At 71.3% G+C, this 22,356-nt stretch carries 25 protein-coding genes and 1 tRNA gene; 16 read left to right on the top strand and 10 right to left on the bottom strand.

The genetic code is table 11. The features are described 5' to 3' along the window. Window positions 1-263 precede the first annotated feature (263 nt). The 4 genes from ACJJVL_RS08015 to ACJJVL_RS08030 are packed head-to-tail and all read right to left on the bottom strand — an operon-like array spanning window position 264 to window position 3,378. Window positions 264-1,199, bottom strand: coding sequence for an ABC transporter substrate-binding protein (locus ACJJVL_RS08015; RefSeq protein WP_405218016.1), 936 nt, complete (start codon window positions 1,197-1,199; stop codon window positions 264-266). Further along, on the bottom strand, window positions 1,196-1,894 hold the full coding sequence (locus ACJJVL_RS08020; protein WP_405218017.1) for an ABC transporter permease: 699 nt from the start codon (window positions 1,892-1,894) through the stop codon (window positions 1,196-1,198). The genes ACJJVL_RS08015 and ACJJVL_RS08020 overlap by 4 nt, the downstream gene beginning before the upstream one ends. After that, entirely contained in the window at window positions 1,891-2,535 is a 645-nt protein-coding gene (locus ACJJVL_RS08025; RefSeq protein ID WP_405218019.1) for an ABC transporter permease, read from the bottom strand. Before ACJJVL_RS08025 ends, ACJJVL_RS08020 begins: the two co-directional genes overlap by 4 nt. Before the next feature lie 30 nt (window positions 2,536-2,565). Continuing rightward, a complete protein-coding gene (locus tag ACJJVL_RS08030) occupies window positions 2,566-3,378 on the bottom strand; it encodes an ABC transporter ATP-binding protein (RefSeq protein ID WP_405218020.1) in 813 nt (270 codons plus the stop codon). Window positions 3,379-3,455: 77 nt separating this feature from the next. Here ACJJVL_RS08030 and murI point away from each other — a divergent pair, with 77 nt between their 5' ends. From murI to ACJJVL_RS08050, 4 genes are read left to right on the top strand one after another with little or no spacing between them, the layout of a single operon-like run. Then, a complete protein-coding gene (gene murI, locus ACJJVL_RS08035; protein WP_405218021.1) occupies window positions 3,456-4,292 on the top strand; it encodes a glutamate racemase in 837 nt (278 codons plus the stop codon). Window positions 4,293-4,303: 11 nt separating this feature from the next. Further along, window positions 4,304-5,050 (top strand): ribonuclease PH, encoded by a 747-nt coding sequence (gene rph, locus ACJJVL_RS08040; RefSeq protein ID WP_405218022.1) that lies wholly within the window; start codon window positions 4,304-4,306, stop codon window positions 5,048-5,050. Continuing rightward, complete coding sequence (gene rdgB / locus ACJJVL_RS08045) at window positions 5,047-5,673, top strand: RdgB/HAM1 family non-canonical purine NTP pyrophosphatase (RefSeq protein ID WP_405218023.1); 627 nt, start codon at window positions 5,047-5,049, stop codon at window positions 5,671-5,673. Before rph ends, rdgB begins: the two co-directional genes overlap by 4 nt. A 51-nt stretch (window positions 5,674-5,724) precedes the next feature. After that, window positions 5,725-6,378: a metal-dependent transcriptional regulator gene (locus ACJJVL_RS08050; protein WP_405218025.1), complete on the top strand. Its 654-nt coding sequence runs from the start codon at window positions 5,725-5,727 to the stop codon at window positions 6,376-6,378. A gap of 139 nt (window positions 6,379-6,517) precedes the next feature. Here ACJJVL_RS08050 and ACJJVL_RS08055 read toward each other — a convergent pair whose 3' ends face one another. Both ACJJVL_RS08055 and ACJJVL_RS08060 read right to left on the bottom strand, forming a co-directional pair. Further along, the gene (locus ACJJVL_RS08055) at window positions 6,518-7,240 is read right to left on the bottom strand and encodes a DedA family protein (RefSeq protein WP_405218027.1); all 723 of its coding nucleotides are present in this window, start codon (window positions 7,238-7,240) and stop codon (window positions 6,518-6,520) included. A gap of 30 nt (window positions 7,241-7,270) precedes the next feature. Continuing rightward, window positions 7,271-7,353 (bottom strand) — tRNA-Leu (locus ACJJVL_RS08060). Window positions 7,354-7,417: 64 nt separating this feature from the next. Between ACJJVL_RS08060 and ACJJVL_RS08065 the strand changes: the two genes are divergently transcribed. Next, window positions 7,418-8,233, top strand: a complete 816-nt coding sequence (locus tag ACJJVL_RS08065) for an SDR family NAD(P)-dependent oxidoreductase (protein WP_405218028.1) — start codon at window positions 7,418-7,420, stop codon at window positions 8,231-8,233. Next, complete coding sequence (locus ACJJVL_RS08070; protein ID WP_405218029.1) at window positions 8,230-9,078, top strand: 3-hydroxyacyl-CoA dehydrogenase family protein; 849 nt, start codon at window positions 8,230-8,232, stop codon at window positions 9,076-9,078. Before ACJJVL_RS08065 ends, ACJJVL_RS08070 begins: the two co-directional genes overlap by 4 nt. A 45-nt stretch (window positions 9,079-9,123) precedes the next feature. On the opposite strand, the gene ACJJVL_RS08075 is transcribed toward ACJJVL_RS08070, so the two are convergent. Next, a complete protein-coding gene (locus ACJJVL_RS08075; RefSeq protein ID WP_405218131.1) occupies window positions 9,124-9,930 on the bottom strand; it encodes an isocitrate lyase/phosphoenolpyruvate mutase family protein in 807 nt (268 codons plus the stop codon). Window positions 9,931-10,058: 128 nt separating this feature from the next. Here ACJJVL_RS08075 and ACJJVL_RS08080 point away from each other — a divergent pair, with 128 nt between their 5' ends. From ACJJVL_RS08080 to msrA, 3 genes are all read left to right on the top strand, one after another. Further along, on the top strand, window positions 10,059-10,763 hold the full coding sequence (locus ACJJVL_RS08080; RefSeq protein WP_405218030.1) for a flavodoxin family protein: 705 nt from the start codon (window positions 10,059-10,061) through the stop codon (window positions 10,761-10,763). Between the two features lie 47 nt (window positions 10,764-10,810). Further along, window positions 10,811-11,755, top strand: coding sequence for a hypothetical protein (locus ACJJVL_RS08085; RefSeq protein ID WP_405218031.1), 945 nt, complete (start codon window positions 10,811-10,813; stop codon window positions 11,753-11,755). A gap of 108 nt (window positions 11,756-11,863) precedes the next feature. Beyond that, a complete protein-coding gene (msrA, locus tag ACJJVL_RS08090) occupies window positions 11,864-12,418 on the top strand; it encodes a peptide-methionine (S)-S-oxide reductase MsrA (protein ID WP_405218032.1) in 555 nt (184 codons plus the stop codon). Between the two features lie 71 nt (window positions 12,419-12,489). On the opposite strand, the gene ACJJVL_RS08095 is transcribed toward msrA, so the two are convergent. Beyond that, window positions 12,490-13,677: an MFS transporter gene (locus ACJJVL_RS08095; RefSeq protein WP_405218033.1), complete on the bottom strand. Its 1,188-nt coding sequence runs from the start codon at window positions 13,675-13,677 to the stop codon at window positions 12,490-12,492. Between the two features lie 116 nt (window positions 13,678-13,793). On the opposite strand from ACJJVL_RS08095, the gene ACJJVL_RS08100 reads away from it, so the two are divergent. From ACJJVL_RS08100 to ACJJVL_RS08130, 7 genes are read left to right on the top strand one after another with little or no spacing between them, the layout of a single operon-like run. Then, window positions 13,794-15,026 carry a CpaF family protein gene (locus ACJJVL_RS08100; RefSeq protein ID WP_405218034.1) on the top strand — a complete coding sequence of 411 codons (1,233 nt, stop codon included), beginning with the start codon at window positions 13,794-13,796 and terminating at the stop codon, window positions 15,024-15,026. Further along, window positions 15,023-15,880, top strand: a complete 858-nt coding sequence (locus ACJJVL_RS08105; RefSeq protein WP_405218035.1) for a type II secretion system F family protein — start codon at window positions 15,023-15,025, stop codon at window positions 15,878-15,880. Before ACJJVL_RS08100 ends, ACJJVL_RS08105 begins: the two co-directional genes overlap by 4 nt. After that, on the top strand, window positions 15,877-16,812 hold the full coding sequence (locus tag ACJJVL_RS08110; protein ID WP_405218036.1) for a type II secretion system F family protein: 936 nt from the start codon (window positions 15,877-15,879) through the stop codon (window positions 16,810-16,812). The genes ACJJVL_RS08105 and ACJJVL_RS08110 overlap by 4 nt, the downstream gene beginning before the upstream one ends. Window positions 16,813-16,823: 11 nt before the next feature. Then, window positions 16,824-17,012 carry a hypothetical protein gene (locus tag ACJJVL_RS08115; protein WP_405218037.1) on the top strand — a complete coding sequence of 63 codons (189 nt, stop codon included), beginning with the start codon at window positions 16,824-16,826 and terminating at the stop codon, window positions 17,010-17,012. Beyond that, a complete protein-coding gene (locus tag ACJJVL_RS08120; protein WP_405218038.1) occupies window positions 17,012-17,392 on the top strand; it encodes a TadE/TadG family type IV pilus assembly protein in 381 nt (126 codons plus the stop codon). The genes ACJJVL_RS08115 and ACJJVL_RS08120 overlap by 1 nt, the downstream gene beginning before the upstream one ends. Next, on the top strand, window positions 17,367-17,861 hold the full coding sequence (locus ACJJVL_RS08125) for a TadE/TadG family type IV pilus assembly protein (RefSeq protein ID WP_405218039.1): 495 nt from the start codon (window positions 17,367-17,369) through the stop codon (window positions 17,859-17,861). Before ACJJVL_RS08120 ends, ACJJVL_RS08125 begins: the two co-directional genes overlap by 26 nt. Continuing rightward, window positions 17,858-18,304: a pilus assembly protein TadG-related protein gene (locus tag ACJJVL_RS08130; protein ID WP_405218040.1), complete on the top strand. Its 447-nt coding sequence runs from the start codon at window positions 17,858-17,860 to the stop codon at window positions 18,302-18,304. The genes ACJJVL_RS08125 and ACJJVL_RS08130 overlap by 4 nt, the downstream gene beginning before the upstream one ends. 21 nt (window positions 18,305-18,325) lie before the next feature. Here the strand turns inward: ACJJVL_RS08130 and ACJJVL_RS08135 are convergent, their stop codons facing one another. Then, window positions 18,326-20,917 carry a PKD domain-containing protein gene (locus tag ACJJVL_RS08135; protein WP_405218042.1) on the bottom strand — a complete coding sequence of 864 codons (2,592 nt, stop codon included), beginning with the start codon at window positions 20,915-20,917 and terminating at the stop codon, window positions 18,326-18,328. 195 nt (window positions 20,918-21,112) lie between these two features. Beyond that, window positions 21,113-22,342 (bottom strand): MFS transporter, encoded by a 1,230-nt coding sequence (locus ACJJVL_RS08140; protein ID WP_405218043.1) that lies wholly within the window; start codon window positions 22,340-22,342, stop codon window positions 21,113-21,115. Window positions 22,343-22,356 lie beyond the last annotated feature (14 nt).

Raw genomic sequence — 22,356 nt, forward strand, 5'->3', positions numbered from 1 at the left:
CGCCGCACCTCCCAAGGCAAAGGCGCCAAAGACATCCAGCGCATCCTCAAACGCTACGTCGCCCGCGCCATCTTCCGACACCTCGAAACCGCCATGGCTTGACAACACCCATAGAAGCGTCGTGACGCGCGCCGGGCTGCGCCCGACCCGTTCCTCGACCAACGAGATCGGTCGAACGGCTGCTGGAGTCGAACGGGTCTCGTGACGCGCGCCGGGCTGCGCCCGACCCGTTCCTCGACCAACGGACCCGTCAAGCAGACTGCTCAGTCGAGCAGGCCCTGCTCCTCCAGCCACGCCTGCGCGATGTCGGCGGCGGGGGACTGCTGCTCGACGCTCTGTCGGTTGAGGTCGATGAGCGCATCCGCGGTCAGCGCGGCGCTCACCTCGTTCACCGTCTCCCGCGCGTCCTCGTCGACGCTGTCAGACGCGATCGGCACGACGTTCGAGGCGAGGAACAGGCCCTCGGGGTCCTCGAGCACGACCAGGTCGTTCTGCGCGATCGTCGGGTCCGCCGTGTACACGATCGCGAGCTGGATGTCGCCATCCTGCAGCGCCTGGATCGTGAGCGGGCCGCCGCCATCCTCGATGGGCGTGAAGTCGACCTCGATGCCGTAGACCTCGGCGAGGCCCATCGGGCCGTTCGGTCGCGTCTCCGCCTCGGAGTTGGCGCCCATCGTCAGCGGCTCGTCGACGTTCGCGAGGTCTGCGACCGTGGTGAGGTCGTGCTCCTCTGCGAACTCTCGCGTCACGACGTAGGAGTCCTGGTCGGATGCCGCAGCCTGGTCGAGGATCGTGAGTCCCTCGGGTGCCGCTTCGACGAGCGCCGCGTAGACGTCGTCGCTCGTGCGCGCCTCCGGCTCCTCCGTCCAGTACTGCAGCAGCGGCCCCGTGTACTCGGGGAAGAGGTCGATCGCGCCCGACTCGATCTCGGGCATGTAGACCTCCCGCTGCCCGATGCGCAGCTGCCGGTCGATCGTGTAGCCGTCGGCTTCGAGCGCCTGTGCGTAGAGCTCGGCGATGATCTCGTTCGAGTAGTAGTCCTGCGAGCCGACGACGAGCGTGCCGGCGTCGCCCTCGCTCGCGGGCGTCGTCTCTCCGCCCTCCGCGAGCGGATCGGCGCTGGCGCAGCCGGCCAGCAGCACTCCTGCGGCGCCGATGGCGGCGATCGTGCGCGCAGCCCTGCCTCGTGTGATGTTCATGCGGTGATCCTCTCAGACGCAGGGGCCTGCGCGCGGTGGGGTTCGGCGCGGCGAGACGCCGCGGATTGGACGATCTGGAACAACAGCTCGACGACGAGGGCGAGCAGCGCGACGAGGATGGATGCGGCGAGCATCATGTCGTACCGCTGCGTCTTGATGCCGAGGAAGAGGATGCGGCCGAGGCCGGTATCGGAGATGTAGGCGGCGAGCGTCGCGGTGGAGATGACCTGCAGCGCCGCGGAGCGCAGTCCGCCGATGATGACCGGTGCCCCGAGCGGCAGCTCGACGCCCGTCAGGATCTGCCGCTCGGTGAGCCCGATCGCGCGCGCGGCGCCGATCGTGGCGCGGTCGACCGATTCGATGCCGGCGTAGGCACCGGCGAGCACGGGCGGCAGCGCGAGTACGAGCAGGGCCAGGAACGGCGCCTCCAGGCCGATGCCGAGCCCGAGGCCGAGCAGCGTGAGCAGGCCCAGTGTCGGCAGCGCTCGCGCTCCGCTGGTGGTCGCGATGATGAGCGCGCGGCCCCGCCCGGTGTGCCCGATCATCGCGCCGATGGGGATGCCGATCACGGCCGCCGCCAGCAGCACAGAGAACGAGAAGCCGATGTGCTCGAGCATCCGCTGGCTGATGCCGCCCGCGCCCGTCCAGTTCGCCGGATCGAGGATCCAATGCACGGCTTCGAGGAACAGGTTCATGTGCGGCTCACCACCCGGTGCCAGGGCATCACCGCTCGGGCTGCCAGCACCGCCAATCCGTCGAGCAGGAACGCGACGGCGACGGTGAGCACGATGCCGGTGACGATGGATGCGTCGATGCCGCGCTGGAAGCCATCCGTGAACAGCGTGCCGAGGCTGGAGATGCCGATGACGGCGCCGACCGTGACGAGGCTCACCGTCGAGACGGTCACGACTCGCAGCGACGAGAGCAGCACGGGGCCAGCGAGCGGCAGTTCCACGCGCCAGAAGAGCGCCCAGCGCGAGTGTCCGGTCGCTCTCGCGGCGAGGCGCACGTCGGCGGGCACCGAATCGAACGCGTCGGAGGCGCCGCGCACGAGCAGCGCGCAGCCGTAGACCGTGAGCGCCGTGATCATCGTCGCAGGCGAGCGCAGCTCGAGCCCCAGAATCGGCGGGATGATGATGAACAGCGACAGCGATGGGATCGCATAGAGGAGCCCTGTGCCGGTCAGCAGCGGCGTGCGCAGTCGCGGGCTGCCCGCCGCGAGCCGCCCGAGCGGCACGGAGATGATGAGGCTCAGCAGGATCGGCGGGATCGACAGCACGAGGTGGTCGGCCAGCAGCTGGCCGACGATGTGCAGGTTCTGGCTCAGCCAGTTCATCGCGCTGTGCCCCTCATCGGCTTGAGCCGCTCACCGCTCGAGCACGCCGGTCGGGCGGTCATCGCCGTCGACGACCACGTCGCGGCCGTCGATCTGCCGGATGCGGAGCGTGCGGTGCGGGGTGCCTGCGCCGACGAAGCTCGCCACGAAGTCGTCGGCGGGGGAGGCGAGGATCTCGGCGGGGGTGCCCTGCTGCGCGATCTCGGCGCCGGTGCGGAGCACCACCACCTCGTCGCCCAGCGCGAACGCCTCGTCGATGTCATGCGTGATGAACAGGATGGTCTTGCCGATGTCGGCCTGCAGCGAGCGCATCTCGCTCTGCAGCTGGTCGCGCACGATCGGGTCGACGGCGCCGAACGGCTCATCCATGAGCAGGATGTTCGGATCGGCCGCGAGTGCTCTGGCAACGCCGACGCGCTGCTGCTGGCCGCCGGAGAGCTGGGCGGGGTAGCGGTCGGCGAGCGCCGTGTCGAGTCCGACGCGCTCGAGCAGGCCGAGTGCGGCTGCCTTCGCCTGCTTGCGGCCCGTACCCTGCAGCACGGGTACGGTCGCGACGTTGTCGGCCACCGTGCGGTGCGGCAGCAGGCCACCGGCCTGCAGCACGTAGCCGATCGAGCGACGCAGCTTCACGCGGTCCATGGAGCGCACATCGACGCCGTCGATGCTGACCGTTCCCTCGGTGGGCTCGACCATGCGGTTCACCATCCGCAGCAGCGTCGTCTTGCCGCTGCCGGACGAGCCCACGAGCGCGACGACCTTGTGGGACGGCACGGTGAGGCTGAAGGAGTCGACAGCGACGGTGCCATCGGGGTACTCCTTGTGCACGGCATCGAACTCGATCACGCGGGCTCCTCCCGTTGCCGGGTGCAGACGATACCGTGCGAGGCTGACACGCACCTGGCGCGACTAGGCTTGCCGTCGTGCAGCGCCCGATCGGAGTCTTCGACAGCGGCGTCGGTGGACTCACCGTGGCCCGCGCGATCATCGATCAGCTGCCGGCAGAGTCGATCACCTACATCGGCGACACCGCGAACGGGCCGTATGGACCGCGCGAGCAGGATGACGTGCGCCACCTCGCGCTCGACGTGCTCGACACCCTCGTGGCGCAGGGCGTCAAGATGCTCGTGATCGCCTGCAACACCGCGACCGCCGCCGTGCATGACCTCGCGGTCGAGCGATACGAGCACGGAATGGGCATCCCGGTGATCGCCGTCATCGAGCCGGCCGTGCGCGCGGCCGTCTCGCAGAGCCGCTCCGGTCGCATCGGGGTGATCGCGACCGCCGGCACGATCGGCTCCGGCGCCTACCAGCGCGCGTTCGCCGATGCGGGCGTGCCGCACATCGCCGCAGCTGCGGCGCCGCGCTTCGTCGAGTTCGTCGAGTCGGGGGTGACGACGGGCGACGAGGTGCTCGAGGCCGCGCACGAGTACCTCGCGCCGCTGCTGGCGGAGGATCTCGACACGCTCGTGCTCGGCTGCACGCACTACCCGCTGCTCGCCGGCGCGATCGGCTACGTCGCCGGCCCCGACGTGCGACTCGTCTCCAGCGCCGAGGAGACGGCCGCCGACGTCTACCGCATCCTGAGCGACCGTCGCATGCTCGCGCCGACAGACGCCGCGCCCGTCTACGCCTTCGAGGCGACGACCGAGGCGCAGGAGCCGTTCCTGCGGCTCGCGCGGCGCTTCCTCGGGCCCGAGGTGACGCACGTGGAGTTCCATCAGACCGGGGTCATCCAGCTGCCCGGTCGCACCGACTGAAGGAGGTCGCCATGGCGACGAACGACAAGGCACGCACGGACGGCAGGCGGCTTGACGAGCTGCGCGAGGTGACTATCGAGCGCGGATGGAGCGAGCAGGCGGAGGGCAGCGCCCTCATCTCCTTCGGGCGCACGCGCGTGCTGTGCACTGCATCCGTCATGCCGACCGTGCCGCGCTGGATGGCGGGCAAGGGCAAGGGCTGGGTGACGGCCGAGTACTCGATGCTGCCGCGCTCGACGAACGAGCGGATGGATCGCGAGAGCGTGCGCGGCAAGGTCGGCGGCCGCACGCATGAGATCTCGCGGCTGGTCGGCCGTTCCTTGCGCGCCGGCGTCGACATGCGGGCACTCGGCGAGCTCTCGATCGCCGTCGACTGCGACGTGCTGCAGGCAGACGGGGGCACGCGCACCGCTGCGATCACCGGTGCCTACGTCGCGCTGGCCGACGCGATCAGCTGGGCGCAGGGCGAAGGCCGCGTGCCCAAGAACGCGAAGCCGCTCACCGATTCGGTCGCGGCGATCTCGGTGGGCATCGTCGACGGCACGCCGATGCTCGATCTGGCCTACACGGAGGACGTGCGCGCCGAGACCGACATGAACGTCGTCGCGACCGGACGCGGTCTGCTCATCGAGGTGCAGGGCACCGCAGAGGGAGCGCCCTTCGACCGCTCTGAGCTCGACCAACTGCTCGATCTCGCGCTCGCTGGCACTGCGCGGCTCACCGAGATCCAGCGCGAGGTGCTCGGGGCCAGCGCATGAGCGTCACCGGCTCCACCGGGCTAGACCTGGCCGGCGGCGGCCTGCAGGTGGTGGTCGCCACCCGCAACCCGCACAAGGTCGAGGAGCTCGGCCGCATCCTCGCGCCGCTGCTGCCCGGCGTTGAGCTGCTGCCCGACGACGGGCCCGAGCCGGTGGAGGATGGCGAGACCTTCGAGGCGAACGCGCTCATCAAGGCTCGCGCGGCGCACGAGCGCACGGGGCTGCCGGCGCTCGCCGATGACTCCGGCATCGAGGTCGCGGCGCTCGGAGGCGCCCCTGGCATCCACTCGGCGCGCTACGCGGGCACGCGCGACGACGGCGACAATGTCGCGCTGGTGCTCGAGCGACTCGGCGATCGCGACGACCGGGCAGCGCTGTTCGTCTGCGCTGCGGCGTGGGTGGATGCCGACGGCGAGCTCGTCGTGCGCGGCGAATGGCCGGGAGCGGTCGCGGATGCGCCACGCGGCGACGGCGGCTTCGGGTACGACCCGATCTTCCTGCCCCACGACGGCGACGGCCGCGCCGCCGCGGAGCTGAGCGCCGCGGAGAAGGACGCCATGAGTCACCGAAGGATCGCGTTCACGGCGCTCGCCGAGCGCATCCTCGGGCAGGAAGCGGGCTAGCCTTGCGGGTCGGGCACCGCCGGGGTGCCGAGAGCTTGAGAGCGAGGCGGCATGCAGTCCACGGCTGCTGAGGACTACGTCAAGGCGATCTACCACCACACCGAGTGGCAGGCTGAGCCGGTCACGCCGTCGCAGCTCGCCGCCCGCCTGGGGCTCGCGAACTCGACCGTGACGGAGATGGTGAAGAAGCTCGCCGCGGCCGGCCTCGTGCACCACCGCCCCTACGGCGCGATCGAGCTCACCGCAGAGGGCAGAGGGCTCGCGATGCGGCAGGTGCGCCGGCATCGCGTCGTCGAGACCTGGCTGGTGGAGCGTCACGGCTATGACTGGGATGAGGTGCACGACGAGGCGGAGATCCTCGAGCACGCGCTGAGCGATCGGCTGCTCGACTCGATCGCCCGCTCCCTCGGCGACCCGGTGCGCGACCCCCACGGGGATCCGATCCCGGCCGCGGACGGCACCGTGGTGCGCCCGGATGCGGTGCTGCTGGCCGAGGCGCCCCTCGGGCACGAGGGCGCGGTGGTGCGGATCGCCGACCACGATCCAGCCATGCTGCGGTTCCTCGCCGAGGCGGGGGTCTCGCTCGACGCCGCGATCACGGTGCTGGGGCAGAAGCCCTACTCCGGCTCCATCCAGGTGCGCACCGCGACGGGCACGGTCGACCTCGGGCCCGACGTGGCGCGAGCGGTGTGGCTCGCCGCGTAGCCGCGCCGCCTGCAGCAGAAATGTCGGCAACGGCTCGATCGATGGCTCGACGAGAGCCGCAAGCGACATTTTTGCGTCGCGGACGATGGCGTGCGACGGTCGTTCGGGGCCGCGAGCGACGTTGCTGCCGCGCGTGCGATCAGCGGTCGAGGCCCTGGTCGTTCGAGCCGGAGAGATCGAGCGTCTGCACCTCGTTCGTCGAGGTCCCATCGCGGATCTCGCGCTCGACCTCGCGGCGTGACTGGATCGCGTGCCACACGATGAACACGATGGCGACGAGCACGACGCCGATGAGCACCAGGTCGATGTACTGGGTGACGACATCCGCGACGCCCGGGATGTGCGCGACACCCCAGCCCAGCAGCGGCAGCCCCGCGCCCCACAGCACACCGCCGATGATGTCGAGACGGAAGAACAGCTGCCACGGCATCTTGCCGACGCCGGCTGCAACCGGCATGAATGTGCGGATGATGCCGATGAAGCGGGCGATGATGACGGCCGCCGCGCCGTAGCGCAGGAAGAAGCGGTTGGTGCGGTCGATGGTCTTGTGCGAGAACAGGCCCGAGGACTTCCGCTGGAAGATCGGCGGGCCGGCCTTCTTGCCGATGTAGTAGCCCAACTGATCTCCTGCCACGGCGCACGCGGCGATGCACAGCATCACGAGCCAGATGGGCTGGTCGATGTCGCCGGTGAACGACAGGATGCCCGCGATCACGAGCAGGGTGTCGCCCGGCAGCAGGAAGCCCACCAGCAGTCCCGTCTCCACGAAGACGATCGCGCAGACCACGACGAGCGCCCATCCGCCCGCGCCGGTGATGAGGCCCTCGATGTCGATGAGGAACTCTGATGGCAGCGGATGCACGCGCGTGCTCCTTCGCGGTGATGCGTCGAGTGCGGGAGAGGGGACTTGAACCCCTACGCCACGAGGGCACAAGGACCTAAACCTTGCGTGTCTGCCAATTCCACCACTCCCGCGTGGCTGCACACAGCGTACCGGCGCAGGACCCCGTCGACATTCAGGTTCTGCCACAGTTGAGCCATGCAGATGCGCGCGCTCGTGACCGGTGCCTCGGCAGGACTCGGCGCCGAGTTCGCCAGGCAGCTGGCGGCCGACGGCTTCGCGCTGGTGCTCGTCGCTCGCAGCGCGGATCGCCTGCGGTCACTGGCCGCGCAGCTGCCCGTCGAGACCGAGGTGCTGGTCGCGGATCTGCTCACCGACGAGGGCCTCGAGCGGGTCGCCGCGAGGCTGGACGACGACGCGCGCCCCGTGGATGTGCTGGTCAACAATGCCGGGTTCGCGGTTGCCGAGCCGTTCCACGAGTCCACGGTCGAGGACGAGCAGCGCATGCACGAGCTGCTCTCGTGGGTGCCGCTGCGGCTCGCGCACGCGGCGCTGCCCGGCATGCGTCGACGGGGCGCCGGCGGCATCCTGAACGTCGCGAGCCTTGCCGGCCGTCTGCCGAGCGGCTCCTACGCCGCGTCGAAGGCGCACGTGATCGCCCTCTCCCGCTCCCTGCACGCTCGCTATCGCCGCGACGGCGTCACCGTCACCGCGCTGCTGCCGGGGTTCGTACCGACCGAGTTCCATGACCGGATGGGCGTGTCGCCCGACGTCGTGCCGCGGGCCGGCTGGGCGAACCCGTCGAGCGTGGTCCGGGAGGGGCTGCGCGCGCTGCGCACCCGGCGAGGCGTCGTCGTGAGCGACTGGCGCTACCGCCTGGCGGCGCCGTTCGCGTCGCTCGTGCCCGACCGACTGATCGCGGGGGTCGGACTGGGTGCCCGCATCGAGCGGGTCGGCACCGCGGACGCCGTGCGCGAGTCGCCTCGGACCGATGCGCAGACGGATCGGCCGTGACCGACACCATCGCCGTCCTCGGCGCGGGCATCATGGGCGCGGGCATCGCGCGCGTGCTCGCACGTGCCGGCCACGACGTGCGCATCTTCGACGTGCGAGCGGAGGCAGCCGCGGACGCGGCCCGATCGGCTGGTGCATCCGCTCACGACTCGGTCGAGGGAGCGGCCGATGGCGCCACGATCGTGCTCGAGGCGGCGCCCGAGCGACTCGAGCTCAAGCGGGCGCTCATCGCGCAGGTCGAGGCTGCGAACCAGCACGCCGTGATCGCCTCGAACACCTCGTCGATCGCGCCGGATGCGCTCGCGAACGGCATGCGGGATCCGTCGCGGCTCGTGATCGCGCACTTCTTCAACCCTGCCGACACGGTGCCGCTCGTGGAGGTCGTGCCCGGTCCCACGACCCCGCAGGCGACCGTCGACCGCATGGTCGCCCTGCTCGAGCACGCGGGCAAGACCGCGGTGCCGCTCGCCCAGCAGGTGGAGGGCTTCATCGCCAACCGGCTGCAGGCGGCGCTCTACCGAGAGGCGATGCACCTGGTCGAGCTGGGCGTCGCGAGCCCTGAGCAGGTCGATGCGACCGTCACCGCGGGTCTCGGGCCGCGCTGGGCGCTCGCCGGGCCGTTCGAGATCATGGATCTCGGCGGCCTCGACGTCTGGACGAGCGTGACCGCGCGCCTCTTCCCCACGCTGGGCGCAGCATCCGCGGCCCCGCCGATGCTGCGCGACCGCGTCGAGCGGGGTGATCTGGGCGCGAAGACGGGCACGGGCTTCCTGCCGCGAGGAGCCGACGCGCCCGCACAGTTCGCGGCCAGGCTCGCGGCGCTCATCGAGGCGCGCGACCGCTGACTCCTCCTGCCCGGGCATGGCACCGGGCGGCCCGCAGCGTGAGGCTCACCGCTGCTGCATGCCCTCGACATCTGGCAGGTCCGTGAACGCGCCGAAGGTGCCGGTGCTGGCGATCTCCTGAGCGGCGCGCAGGAAGCCTCCCCACGCGGTGCGCGCCAGCGTCCCGCCAACGCTGATCCTGCGCACCCCCAGGGCCGCCGCCTCCGCAACCGTCATGAAGGGTGCGTTGATCAGCACGTTGACCGGTCTCGGCGCCACTGCGGAGACGACCGCGCTGACCTGCGCCGCGGTCGTCAGGCGTGGCGCATACAGGCAGTCGGCGCCGACGTCGGCGAACGCCTGCAATCGGCGCACCGTCTCATCGAGGTCGGGCCTGCCGACGACGAAGCCCTCGGAGCGTGCCGTGAGCAGCACGCCGGTGCCGCTGGCGTCGATGGCCTCCCTGGCGGCTGCGACGCGCGCGACGGCGAGCTCGAAGCCGAGCAGCGGGTCTGCGAAGTCGCCGCTCGCGTCCTCGATCGACAGTCCAGCGATCCCCGTCTCGACTGCGCGGCGCACCGTGGCGGCCACCTCCTCCGGAGCGATCGCGAAGCCGCCCTGGAAATCGGCGTTGATCGGGACGCTCACTGCCGCCGCGATCTGCGCGAGGTGGAGCAGCGTCTCCTCGAGTCGAACCGCGTCGTCGGCGCGCCCCAGCGTCCAGGCGAAGCCTGCGCTGGTCGTGGCGAGGGCGGGGAAGCCCAGCTGCTCCAGGGCTCGCGCGCTCCCGACATCCCACGGGTTCGGCATCACGAAGCAGCCGCGCTCGTGCAGCGCGTGGAACCGTGTCACCCGTTCCGCGTCGTCGACCATCACGCACCGACCATGCTCGCCAGGATGGCACCGGCGCGGAAGGCGCGCCAGGCCCGACGTGCGGCACGAGGGGTGTCGACGTGGCGCGCGCCTGGTGCTCCCAGGCCGACCGTGCAAGCATCGGCCCCATGACTGCACCCATCCGCGCCATCTACTTCAACGCCACCCTCACGCCCTCGCCGGGCGAGAGCCACACCGATCTGCTCATCGAGGCGAGCGCCAACATCCTGCGCAAGCAGGGCGTGGAGATCGACATCGTGCGCGCCGTCGACGACGCGATCGCGCCCGGGGTGCAGCCCGACATGACCGAGCAGGGTGCGGCCGAGGACGCCTGGCCGGCGCTCTGGGAGCGCGTGCAGGCCGCCGACATCGTCGTGCTGGCGACGCCGATCTGGCTCGGGCAGCCGTCCAGCCTCGCCACACGCGTGATCGAGCGCCTCTACGCCCAATCGGGGCTCATGAACGACGACGGCCAGTCGATCTTCTACGGCAAGGTCGGCGGATGCCTCGTGGACGGCAACGAGGACGGCATGAAGGCGTGCGCGACGCAGGTGCTCTACGCCATGCAGCACCTGGGGATGACGATCCCGCCGCAGGCCGACGCCGGCTGGGTTGGCGAAGCGGGCCCCGGCCCCAGCTACGGCGACGAGCTCGAAGACGGCTCGCGCGCCGGTGCCGACAACGAGTTCACCAAGCGCAACGTCACCATCATGGCGTGGAACCTCCTGCACCTGGCCCGCATGCTGCGAGGCGGCATCCCGAGCGAGGGCAACGACCGGCGCGCGTGGGAGCAGGGCGAGCGCTTCGGCTTCCAGAACCCCGAGTACCGCTGACGGATTCGCCGCTCGCGCACGTGGGCGGGGAGTGCTTGCATGCTCCCATGCGCACCATCGACTGGCTGATGCAGGGCGATCCGGCGATCCGCTGGCAGGTCATGGCCGACCTGCTCGACGAGGATCCGGAGGCAGTGGCGCGCGAGCGCGCCCGGGTCGCGACCGAGGGCTGGGGCGCTGCGCTGCTGGCGGCCCGCGGGGCGGACGGTCAGTGGGCCGGCGGCGCCCATTTTCCGACGACGCAGCCGACGCTGCCGGGCCAGCCATGGACATCCACGGCGCACGTGCTCACCGAGCTGCGCCTGCTCGGCGTCGACCCGGCGGATCCGGCGGTGCGGCAGGCGATTGGCGACGTGGCGCGCGTCACCCGCTGGGAGTACGACGACGAGCCGTTCTTCGAGGGCGAGGTCGAGCCGTGCATCAACGCGGCGCTCGTGACAAACGCGGTGTACTTCGACCGCGTCGACGCGCGCATCGTCGAGCGGCTGCTGGCGGAGCGGATGGCCGACGGCGGCTGGAACTGCGATCAGGAGCGCGGCAGCGTGCGCTCCTCGTTCGACACCACCATCGCGGTGCTGGAGGCGCTCGCGGCCTTCGAGCGAGTGAGCGACGATCGGTCGGCGCCGACGGCGGCGGTGCGCGAGGCGCGGGCGAGCGGCGAGGCCTACCTGCTCGAGCGCGGTCTGATGCGGCGGAAGACGACCGGCGAGATTCCAAAGCCGACCTACACGCAGTTCGCGTTCCCGCCGCGGCACGAGTACGACGCGCTGCGGGCCCTCGAGCACTTCCGTGCGGTGGGCGCCGACCCGGACGAGCGGATGCGCGAGGCGCTGGACATCGTGATCGGGAAGCAGCGCGAGGACGGCCGCTGGCCGCTGGACGTCGTCCACGGCGGCGACGCCGTCAACGACTACGGCGCTGTCGGAGAGCCGAACCGCTGGATCACGCTGCGGGCGCTGCGGGTGCTGCGCTGGGCGGGGGAGCAGCGCTGAACGCTCCTCTCAGCGAATCCTCGCCGATCGGGACCAGAATCGTCTCGTACGGCGTTGCACCAAGGGACGCCGCAGCGCGCGACGCCAGCAGAGTGAGGAGCATCCATCATGACCAGTGGCATCCACGACACCGGAACGATCACGCAGCGCCCCGGCACCGAGACCGCCGTCCTGGCGGGCGGGTGCTTCTGGGGTCTCGACGACCTGATCCGTCGACAGCCCGGGGTGCTGAGCACGCGCGCCGGCTACACGGGCGGCAGGAACGACCACGCGACCTACCGCAACCACCCCGGCCATGCCGAGGCGGTCGAGATCGTCTTCGATCCCGCGCAGACGACCTACCGCGACATCCTCGCGTTCTTCTTCCAGGTGCACGACCCGTCGACGCTCGACCGGCAGGGCAACGACATCGGCTCGAGCTACCGCTCCGCCATCTTCCCGCTGACGCCAGAGCAGGAGCGGGTCGCGCGCGACACGATCGCGGATGTCGACGCATCCGGGCTGTGGCCCGGCAAGGCGGTGACGACGATCGAGCCTGCTGGCCCGTTCTGGGAGGCCGAGCCCGAGCACCAGGACTACCTGGTCGACAACCCCAACGGCTACACGTGCCACTTCGTGCGACCCGGCTGGGTGCTGCCCGAGCGTCAGGCGCACACCGCCTGACGCATGCGTCGTGAGGCGTGCCCGGCGCTGCTGCGCCAGGCACGCCTCCGTGCTGTGGCGGCGCTCGCGCCTCAGTGCTGCTCCGACACCTCCGCCGTCGTCGGCAGCCACCTCGCGAGGATGAGGAGGACCACGGCGACTGCCGCGATCGCGATCGCCATCCCCGTGAACGCGCCGCCGTAGCCGAGCTGGCCGATCACCCACCCGAGGCCGAAGGCGCCGACGCCCACGCCGCCATCGAAGGCGACGTTCCAGATCGTGCTGGCCGTGCCGCTGCGGGCCGGGCCGAAGACGTGCAGCGTCACCACGAAGGAGTCGTTCTGGGCGGCGCCGAAGCCGGTGCCGATGAGCGCCGCGCCGACGACCAGCACCCAGCCGGGCCCCTCGAGCGCGACAGCCGCGATGCACGTGCCGAGCGCCACCGCCGCGGCGGATGGCACGAGCAGTCGACCCGCACCGATACGGTCGGCAATCGGCCCTGCGGCGAGCCGGCCGAGCACGATCGCGGTCGCGGCCGCCAGCAGCGCAAGCGCCGCGACCGGCGTGGCAGGGCCGGCCAGGGGCAGGAACGTGGAGACAGCGCCGAACACTGCCGACGTCGTCACGAACAGCACAAGTGCCGGCGCGACGCCGAGCAGGTCGCGGCGAGACGCCGCATGGAACGCTCCTCGCGAGCCGCCAGGCAGCATCCACGCCAGGATCGCGCCGAGCAGGGCGGCAGCACCCGAGACGACGAAGACGACCGAGAACCCCCAGGCGTCCGCCGCCCAGACGCCGCCGGCGAGCGCGATGACGTTCGGGAGCGCCGCAGCGACGCCGTAGTAGGAGGCGGCACGGCCGAGCTTGCCCGGGGTTGCGACGTCGGCGATCAGGGTGGCGCCGGCGACCACGACCAGTGCGAAGCCGATGCCTCGGACGACCGTGAGCAGCAGGATGACGGCGGCATCGGATGACAGCAGGTAGAGCGGGGCCGGCGCGCCCAGCAGGGCGGCGCCCACGATCATCATCGCGCGCAGCGAGAGCGCCCGGAACACCCACGGAGCGGCCAGCTGCGTGGCGACGGTCGCCGCCATCATGACGCCGGTCGTGGCGCCGACTCCCGCACTGCCGTGCCCACCGGCTGCCGCCCACAGCGGCACGACGGCGAGCAGTCCGGCGAAGTTGCTGAGCGCGAGGAAGGTCGTCACCAGCAGCACCGCCAGCCCCCGCGTGCGGGATGTCGATGCGCTGCGAGGCGGATCCTGCTCGGTGGCGGCCATCGCACCAGCCTCCGCCAGCAGCGGCGGCTGGTCAACTCGCGCCGCCGCGGCGCGGTGGGGGCGTCGCCTGTGGAGAGTTTCCCCGCAGATCCACCGACGTCGCGTTCACTGATCGCATGCGCCAAGCCGTCGCCGAGATCACCGCCACCGTGCGGGCAAGGGTGCGACGCGACGGCATCGATCTGACGGGCTCCGGCGACCTCGCTGAGCGCTATGTGCGTGACGCCGTGCGCGCCTACGCGGAGCGGTCGCTGGGTGGCAGCCAGCCGATGCTCGCCGACGAGCGGCAGGCGGAGCGCGACGTGCTGGCGGCCGTGTCCGGCTACGGTCCGCTGCAGCCGTACCTCGACGATCCCGAGATCGAGGAGCTCTGGATCAATCAGGGCTCGCGCGTCTTCTGCGCGCGCAGCGGGGTCAGCGAGCCGCTGCCGCTGCGGCTCACCGAGTCCGAGGTGCGGGATCTCGTCGAGCGGATGCTCTCCACCACTGGCCGTCGCGTCGACCTGAGCACCCCTTTCGTCGACGCCTCGCTGCCGGACGGCTCGCGGTTGCACGTCGCCAGTGGCGACGTGGCACGGGGCGCGATGAGCGTGAACATCCGCAAGTTCGCCAGGCGACTCTCATCGCTCGCTGCACTGGTCGAGCGCGGGGCCCTCAGTCAGCAGGCGGCGACGTTCTTGGCGCAATCGGTCGTCGCGGGATGCAACATCCTGGTGTCGGGCCCCACGCACGCTGGGAAGACGACGCTGCTGAACGCTCTCATCGCGGCCGTCCGCCCGGGCGAGCGCGTCGTCACGGTCGAGGAGACCTTCGAGCTCGACCCGCCCGTCGACGACCTGGTCGGGCTGCAGTGCCGGCAGCCGTCGCTCGAGGGCACGGGTGAGATCACGCTCCGCCGACTCGTGAAGGAGTCGTTGCGGATGCGCCCCGACCGGCTCGTCGTCGGGGAGGTGCGCGAGGCGGAGGCGCTCGACCTGCTCGTGGCGCTGAACTGCGGTGTGAGCGGCATGTGCTCGATCCACGCCAACTCCGCGCGCGACGCGCTCGCGAAGCTCACGACGCTGCCGCTGCTGGCGGGGCGCAACATCGACGCCGGCTTCGTGGTGCCGACCGTGGCGCAGTGCATCGACCTCGTCGTGCACCTGGCGATCGATGCGCGCGGCAACCGGCAGGTCATCGAGATCCTAGCGCCGACGGGGCAGTCGACGGCCGGCATCATCGAGGCATCCACCCTGTTCGCGATGCGCGAGGGCCTCCTCGAGCCGACCGGATCGCACCCGGCAAGGGTCACGAAGTTCACGGCCGTCGGCATCGATCCGACGGGGTTGCTCCTGGGGGGCAGCGCATGATCTGGTTGCTGGGGTCGCTGCTGGGGCTCGGGATCGTGCTGTCGGTCAGTCCCTGGCTCTGGCCCCGTGTGCATGGCGAGCACGACCCGCGCCCGCGCGCCGCCATGCTCGACCGACTGACGCATGCGGGGCTCGACGGCATACCGCCGCTCGCGCTCGCGGCAGTGTCCCTGTTGGCCGGCGTCCTGGCGGCGGGGGTCGCGCTTGCGCTCACGCCGGTCGTCGCAGTCGCGTGCGCGGCATTCGTGGCAGCGGCTGCGCCGCCGACGCTCGCCGTCCGCTGGCGCGCGACGCGGCGCCGTCGGGCGCAGGCGGCCGTGTGGCCCGACGTGGTCGACCACCTTGTCTCCGCGGTGCGCAGCGGTCTCGCGCTGCCGGATGCGGTCGCGCAGCTGGAGCACGCGGGGCCGGCGATCACGCGGCCCGCCTTTGCTGGATACGCAGCAGACCATCGAGCGACGGGTTCGTTCAGGTATGCGCTCGATCGACTGAAGGATCGCCTGGCCGACCCGGTCGGCGACAGGATCATCGAGACGCTGCGCATGGCGAGAGACGTCGGCGGTACCGAGGTCACCACCGTGCTGCGGGAGCTCGCGGCCTACCTGCGGGCGGATCTCGCGACGCGGGGCGAGCTCGAGGCGCGACAGACATGGGTGATCAGCGCCGCGCGGCTTGGCGTCGCCGCGCCCTGGATCGTGCTGCTGATCCTCTCCACCCGCCAGGAGGCCGCGCAGGCGTACAACGCGACCGGCGGGCTGATGCTCATCGCCGCGGGCGCGATCGTGACGTTCATCGCCTACCGCGTGATGCTGCGCATCGGTGCGCTGCCGACCGAGGCACGGTCCTTCGCATGAGCACCGACGTCGGCTGGAGCCTGATCCTCGGCGCGAGCCTCGGGCTAGGGCTCTGGTTGCTCGTCAGCCTCGTACCGATCTTCCGGCGCCCGCTGCTTCTGCATCGGGTTGCACCGTACGTGCTCGACGTCTCCGCCGGGGCGCGCGATCTCGTCGCTCGCCAAAGGGTCAACCCTGTGCGGGTGCTCGGGGTGGTCGCCTCGCCCGTCGGCGATCGTCTCGCGCCTGCCGTGCACGCGATCCTCGGCTCGCCTCAAAGAGTCGAGCGTCGGCTGCGGCAGGCTTCCGCTGCCGAGTCGCTCAGCAACTTCCGGGGGCGTCAGCTGCGCTGGTGCGTGATCGGCGGCGCCGCGGGGGCGACGATCGGGGTCGCGGGGGCGATGCAGGGTGGCCAGGTCGTGCTCCCGGCGGCACTCGCCCTGCTCGGAGCCATGCTCGGAGCGTTCGTGATCGACTGGCTGCTGCAGCGACGTGCGAAGCGGAGGCTCGCGCGAATCTCCAGCGAGCTGCCGTCGATCTTGGAGTTCCTGTCGCTCAGCCTCGCGGCTGGCGAGGGGCTGCAGGATGCCCTGCGACGCGTCGGCACCGCGGGCCACAGCGCGCTCGGGCGGGAGCTCGCAGCCGTGGTCGCCGACGCTGCCGCGGGCACGAGCCTCTCGCGGGCGCTTGCGACCCTCGCCGACGATCTCGGTCACCCCGGCGTCTCCCGCAGTGTCGATCAGATGCGCGGTGCGCTAGAGCGAGGAACACCGCTCGCGCAGACGCTGCAGGCACAGGCACTCGACGCACGCGATGCCGCGAAGCGCGACCTGCTCGAAGCGGCTGGCCGCAAGGAGATATCCATGCTGGTGCCGCTGGTCTTCGGGCTCCTGCCCACCACGGTCGCGTTCGCGCTGTGGCCGGGCATCTACGTATTGCAGGTCGGATTCTGAAGGAGGAGACCATGTCGACGATCAGCCGACGATTCCAGCGCCTCGTCGGGCGCATGCACGGTGAAGAGCGAGGAGACGTGCCCGGTTGGGTGCTGGTGACGCTCATGACCGCCGGGCTTGTCATCGTCATCTGGACGGTGGCAGGGCCCGCGCTCACGGGCGTCTTCGAACAGGCGATCGCGCGCGTCACGAGCTTCTGATGCGCCTGACCGACGAGCGGGGCTCGGCGGTCGCCGAGTTCACGATGGTGGCTGGGCTGCTCGTGGTGCTCGTGCTGTCGGTCATGCAGCTGGCGCTCGCGATGCACGTGCGGGCGACGCTGTCGGATGCAGCGAGCGAGGGCGCGCGGCACGCCTCCCTCGTCGGCTCCGACCCGGCCGCGGGCATCGCTCGAACGCGCGCGCTCATCGCGACCGCGGTCGGAGGGCAGTACGCCGAGCACGTCACCGCGTCGACGGCGGCCGTCGCGGGACTGCAGACGATTGAGATCCGTGTCGCGGCCCCGCTGCCATTGTTCGGTCTTCTCGGACCGACAGCCCTGGAGGTGACGGGCCATGCGCCGCTCGAGTCCCTGGGCTGACGTCAGGTCTGCGCTTGCGCGATCCCGGCGAACGCTGCGCGACGAGGGCGGTTCGGCCTCGCTCGAGTTCCTCACCGTCGGGGTGCTGCTGATCGTGCCGCTCGTCTACCTCGTGCTCACCCTGGGCCAGATCCAGCACGCAGTGCTGGGCGTCGAGGGCGGCGCGCGCCACGCAGCGCGGGTCATCGCGCAGGCCGGCACGCACGACGAAGGGCTCGCTGCAGCCGACCGCGCGATCCGTGTGGCAATGGCGGATGCGGGTGTCGCCCACGACGCCGTGTCCGTCTCGATCTCGTGCGAACCGCACGCCGACGCCTGCGCCACGCGGAGTGGATCCGTGACGGTGCTGATCGCAACCTCGGTGCCGCTGCCAATGGCCCCGACCGGCCTCGAGCTCGGTGCAGGGCTCGGCGTGCCGGTCTCCGCGCAGGCGGTGCAACCGGTCTCCGCGTTCGGGGGTGTGCCATGAACCGACTGCTGCGCCGACTCGTGAAGGACGACGACGGCTCGACGCTCGTGCTCACGATCGGCTTCGCGGCGATCGCTCTCGCGCTGATCTTGGCGGTCACGGCGGCGACGAGCCTGCTGATCGAGCGGCGGCGCCTCTTCACCGTGGCCGACGGGGCGGCGCTTGCCGCGGCGGAGGCATTCGCGCTCGAGCAGGTGCGCTTTGACGGCACCGCTGCGAGTCCGACGCTCACGGCGACGGCCATCGACCGCGCCGCTGCGGAGTGGACGAGGCGCGCCGCTGGAGCGCTCGCGGACGTGCGCGTCGATGGAGCGAGCGCCGACGCGCGCAGCGCCACGGTGACCATCTCCAGCGCATGGCATGCGCCGGTCGTCTCGATCCTGCTGCCCGAGGGCATCCGCCTCGATGTCACCTCGACGGCGCGAGCGGTCTTCGTGGATTGACTGCGGCACGCGTGGCCGCTGTCAGGGGGCGGCTGCGGCAGGCGTGGTGATGCGCAGGTCGTCGAAGACGAGCCGCGTGCTGGCGACGGAGGACGACGAGCTGACGGAACCCTTGATCGCCACAGCGCCCGCGCTCTGCAGCGGCCCGGCGCTGTCGGCGGCGACGAGCTGCCAGTTCGCGGGCTCGCTGCCTGCGGTCGGCCAGATCTTGGCCGCGAGCTGGGTGGGGCTCGTGCCGGTGACCGAGAGCCGCGCGGTGAACTCCTCTCCGGCCGTGTACGTGCCGGTGAACGTGCGGAGCGCCGTGTTGTCGCACAGCAGGTAGACGCGCAGCAGCCCGCCCGCCTCGAAGCGCACGTTGAGGCCGTAGGACGATCCTCCGACCTGGCGGCCGAGGAGCGTCGCGTGGGCGGCACCGCCGGAGGACGCGACCTCCGAGCGCAGCCGCACCTCCATCACGGCCTCCGACGCCGACACCGACCCCAGGTTCGCGAACCGGGTCTGGCCGGGGATCAGGGTCATGCGAGCGGCCCCGTCGACGACCGAGAGCGGCGCGCTGCTGCCGGCGCCAACCGTCCACGGGCCGCCGACCTCGGCGGCCCCCCATCCGGACGCAACGGTGCGCGCGAAGGCATCCGCGGCGATCGTGTCGTCACCGCCCGGCGGTGGTGATGGCGGAGGCGGTGGGCTGCTGACGGTGACGCTCCGGGTGGCGCTGGCGGTCGCACCGCCGTCGTCGGTGACCGTGAGCGTGATCGTGTAGGTGCCGGCGGCGGCGTAGGTGTGTGTCGCGGTGGGGCCAGCCGCACCGGTGCCGTCACCGAACTGCCAGGCGTGGCCGACGACCGTGCCATCCGGGTCGGAGGACGCGGCGCCGGTGACGGACACCGACAGCTCGTCGACCGAGGCAGTCGCGATGGCGGCGGTCGGGGGCCGATTCGCCGGCGGCGGCGGTGGTGGAGGCGCGGTCGAGGAGACGACCCGCAGATCGTCGAACGTCAGCGCGGTCGAAGCCACGGTCGATGACGAGCTCACGGCCGACCGGATCGCGACGCTCCCGGGCGCCTGCAGCGCCGCCGTTGCATCGCTCGCCTGCAGCTGCCAGGCGGCCGGCTCGGGGCCGGCAGCCCGCCACACCTTGGCGGCGAGCTGCGTCGGGCTCGTGCCGATGATCGAGAGTCGCGCGGACAGCGGCTCACCGGGCGACCACGTCGCGTTGAAGACGTCGAGCGCGGTGTTGCCGCGCAGCAGGTACAGGCGCAGCCGTCCGCCGGGCTCGAACCGCACGTTCAGACCGTAGGCGGCGCTGCCGACCTGCCGTCCGATGACGGTCGTGTGGGCGGCGCCGCCGTTCGACGCCTGAGCGGAGGCGACGCGCACGTCCACGACCGCGTCGGTCACCCCGATCGTGTCGAGGCTCACCATGCGCGTCTGGCCCGGGACGAGCGACATCCGGCCGACGCCACCGGTCACCGACAGGGGGCCGCTGCTGCCGAGGCTCACCGACCAAGGCCCACCGACGTCGGCCGTGCCCCAGCCCGACGGCGTCGAGCGCTCGAAGGCATCCGTCGCGATCGCGGTCTGCGGCTCGGGTGTCGCCTCGGTGAGCTCGAAGGGGACGGTGAAGGCGGAGTTCGCGTCGGTCTCGAAGCGGTCGAGGGTGGGGGAGTAGGTCGATGCCCGCATCGTGTTCGCGGACGGGTCGAAGGTGTAGGTGCGGAGCCACCCGTCGCCGCCGTTGGCGCGCGACTGGTAGTCGGTGAGGATCTGCTGCACCGGCTGGCCGCAGCTGTTCAGGTCGGCGCGATTCGCCTCGCCCAGGTCGCCGACGTTGGAGTGGCCCGCGACCACCAGCTGGATCTGACAGTGCGTGCTGACGAACTCCTCCCACAGTGCCGCCGTCGGGGTGCCGCCGGGCCGCTGCGGGGTGGTCATGCGCAGGCCGTTGACGGTCAGGAAGCTGTGGGTGGCCATGATGACGGTGCGGTCGGGGTGCGCGGCCAGCACCCGGTCGGCCCAGTCGAGCGCGTACCCCGGTGCCTCCCACTCGAGGTTGAGCACCAGGAAGTCGGTGCCTCCCGCGCTGAACAGCGCGTAGTTGTCAGCGTTGCCGCGATCGATGGGATCGGGACCGAACTGACTCTGGCCGAGGTAGCCGCCGTAGTGACGCTCGGCAGTGTTCCACGCGGCCTCCGAGTGCCGAGACGGCGGGAAGTGGCTGTTGAAGGCGCTCATGTCGCCCGTGGCCTCGTCGAAGTCGTGATTGCCGGGCAGCACCGTGTAGGGCACGTCGGCATCGTCGAGGATCTCGAACGCACCGGAGACGTTGCTCCAATGACGCGAGTTGTCCCAGTCGCTCACGAGGTCGCCGACCTGCATCACGAACGCCGTGTCGAGGTCGGCCATGGAGTCGCGCACCCACGTGAGCTGCGCATCCAGCACAGCCTCATTCGCGTAGCTGTAGTTCTGCGTGTCCGGCAGCACGACCAGCGTGAACGGGTCGGTGGCAGCCGGGGCGGCCGTCGCGGGCGCCGGCAGGCCGAGGCCGAGGACAAGTGCGAGGGTGACGCCCCCGATGAAGGGGGCCTGCCTGAAGCTCGGACGTCGTCGCACGGAACCCTCCAACGCTGGCCCGTGACGCCGTCGACGGCGCAGCGCCGGTGCTGCGCCCTGCAGCGAATGATTCCACCGTGCTCGCGCGGAGACAACGCAGGATTGGGTCAAGGGCGACTTCGGCGAGCGGTGCTCGCGGTGCTCGCAGCCTCACAACGACACCGCTGAGCCCGATGCCTCGAGCTGCGGGGAGCCTCAGACCCGCGGCTTTCGCGGCAGCCAGCGCAGCAGCATCCCCGCTCCGAGCACGCACAGCGCCGTGAGGCCTCCAGCTGCCCACGCGATCGACGCGACCGAGATCAGCAGCGAGATGAGCAGTGGAGCGGCCGCGCCGCCCGCATCCGTCGTCAGCCGCCATGCGCCCAGGAACGGCGCGGGGTTGCGAGGGTCGGCCAGGTCGGCGCCGAGCGTCATGAGGATGCCGGATCCCAACCCATTGCCGAGCGCCATCACCATCGCGGCGACCCAGAACCACAGCACCGCGGCGTCCAGGTCGTGCGTGATCGCGAGCAGGAGGAAGGAGAGCGCCATCAGCGCCAGCGATGGCACCACGCTCCACAGCCGCCCGAAGCGATCCATCACCCAGCCGGAGATGAAGAACAACGCGAAGTCGACGCCACCGGCGATGCCGATGACGAGACCGGTGGTGACCCCGTCGAGCCCGATCGAGATGGCCCACAGCGGCAGCAGCACGTTGCGCGCCTGCCTCGCGAGCGACAGCATCGCGGCGCCCACGCCGACCGTGAGCAGCACCGAGGCGTGCGCCCGCACGACGGTCCAGATGCCCGATCGCTCCTGCCGAAGCTCGATCACACCCGTCGTCGGCGGTGTGCGCTCGAACACCGACGAGGGGTCCGGGAGCACGAACAGCACGACGATCGCGACGACGGTCCCGAGGCCGCACACGATCCACACGGCGCTCAGGCCGAAGCCGAGCCCCAGCACCGCCGAGCCCAGCAGCGGGCCGACGAACATGCCCATGCGGAAGATGCCGCCGAGCGTCGACAGCGCCCTGGCCCGATACCGCAGCGGCACGTAGGTGGTCATGAAGGCGTGCCGCGCGAGCGCGAACACCGCGTGGCCGAGACCGAGGACGAAGATCGCCGCGCCGAGCATCCACACCGTGGTCGACACGAACGCGAGCGCCACCGCCGCAAGCACGAGCAGGCCGGCACCGATCATGGTCGGGCGCTCCCCGAAGCGCGCGACGACGTTGCCGCCGGGCACGTCGCCGACCAGCTGCCCCACGGTGAGCATCGCCGCCACGACTGCGGCGACCGCGAGCGACGCCCCCAGATCGCCGGCGATGAGGGGGATGTAGGGAATGACGGCGCCCTCGCCGATCGCGAACGCTGCCGTCGGCACATAGGCGGCTCCAGCGATCCGGCGCCACGGAAACCGCTCGGACTGATCGAGGCCGCTCACGCGTCGAGCCTACG

Source organism: Agrococcus sp. Ld7 (assembly GCF_045064095.1).
Lineage (GTDB): Bacteria > Actinomycetota > Actinomycetes > Actinomycetales > Microbacteriaceae > Agrococcus.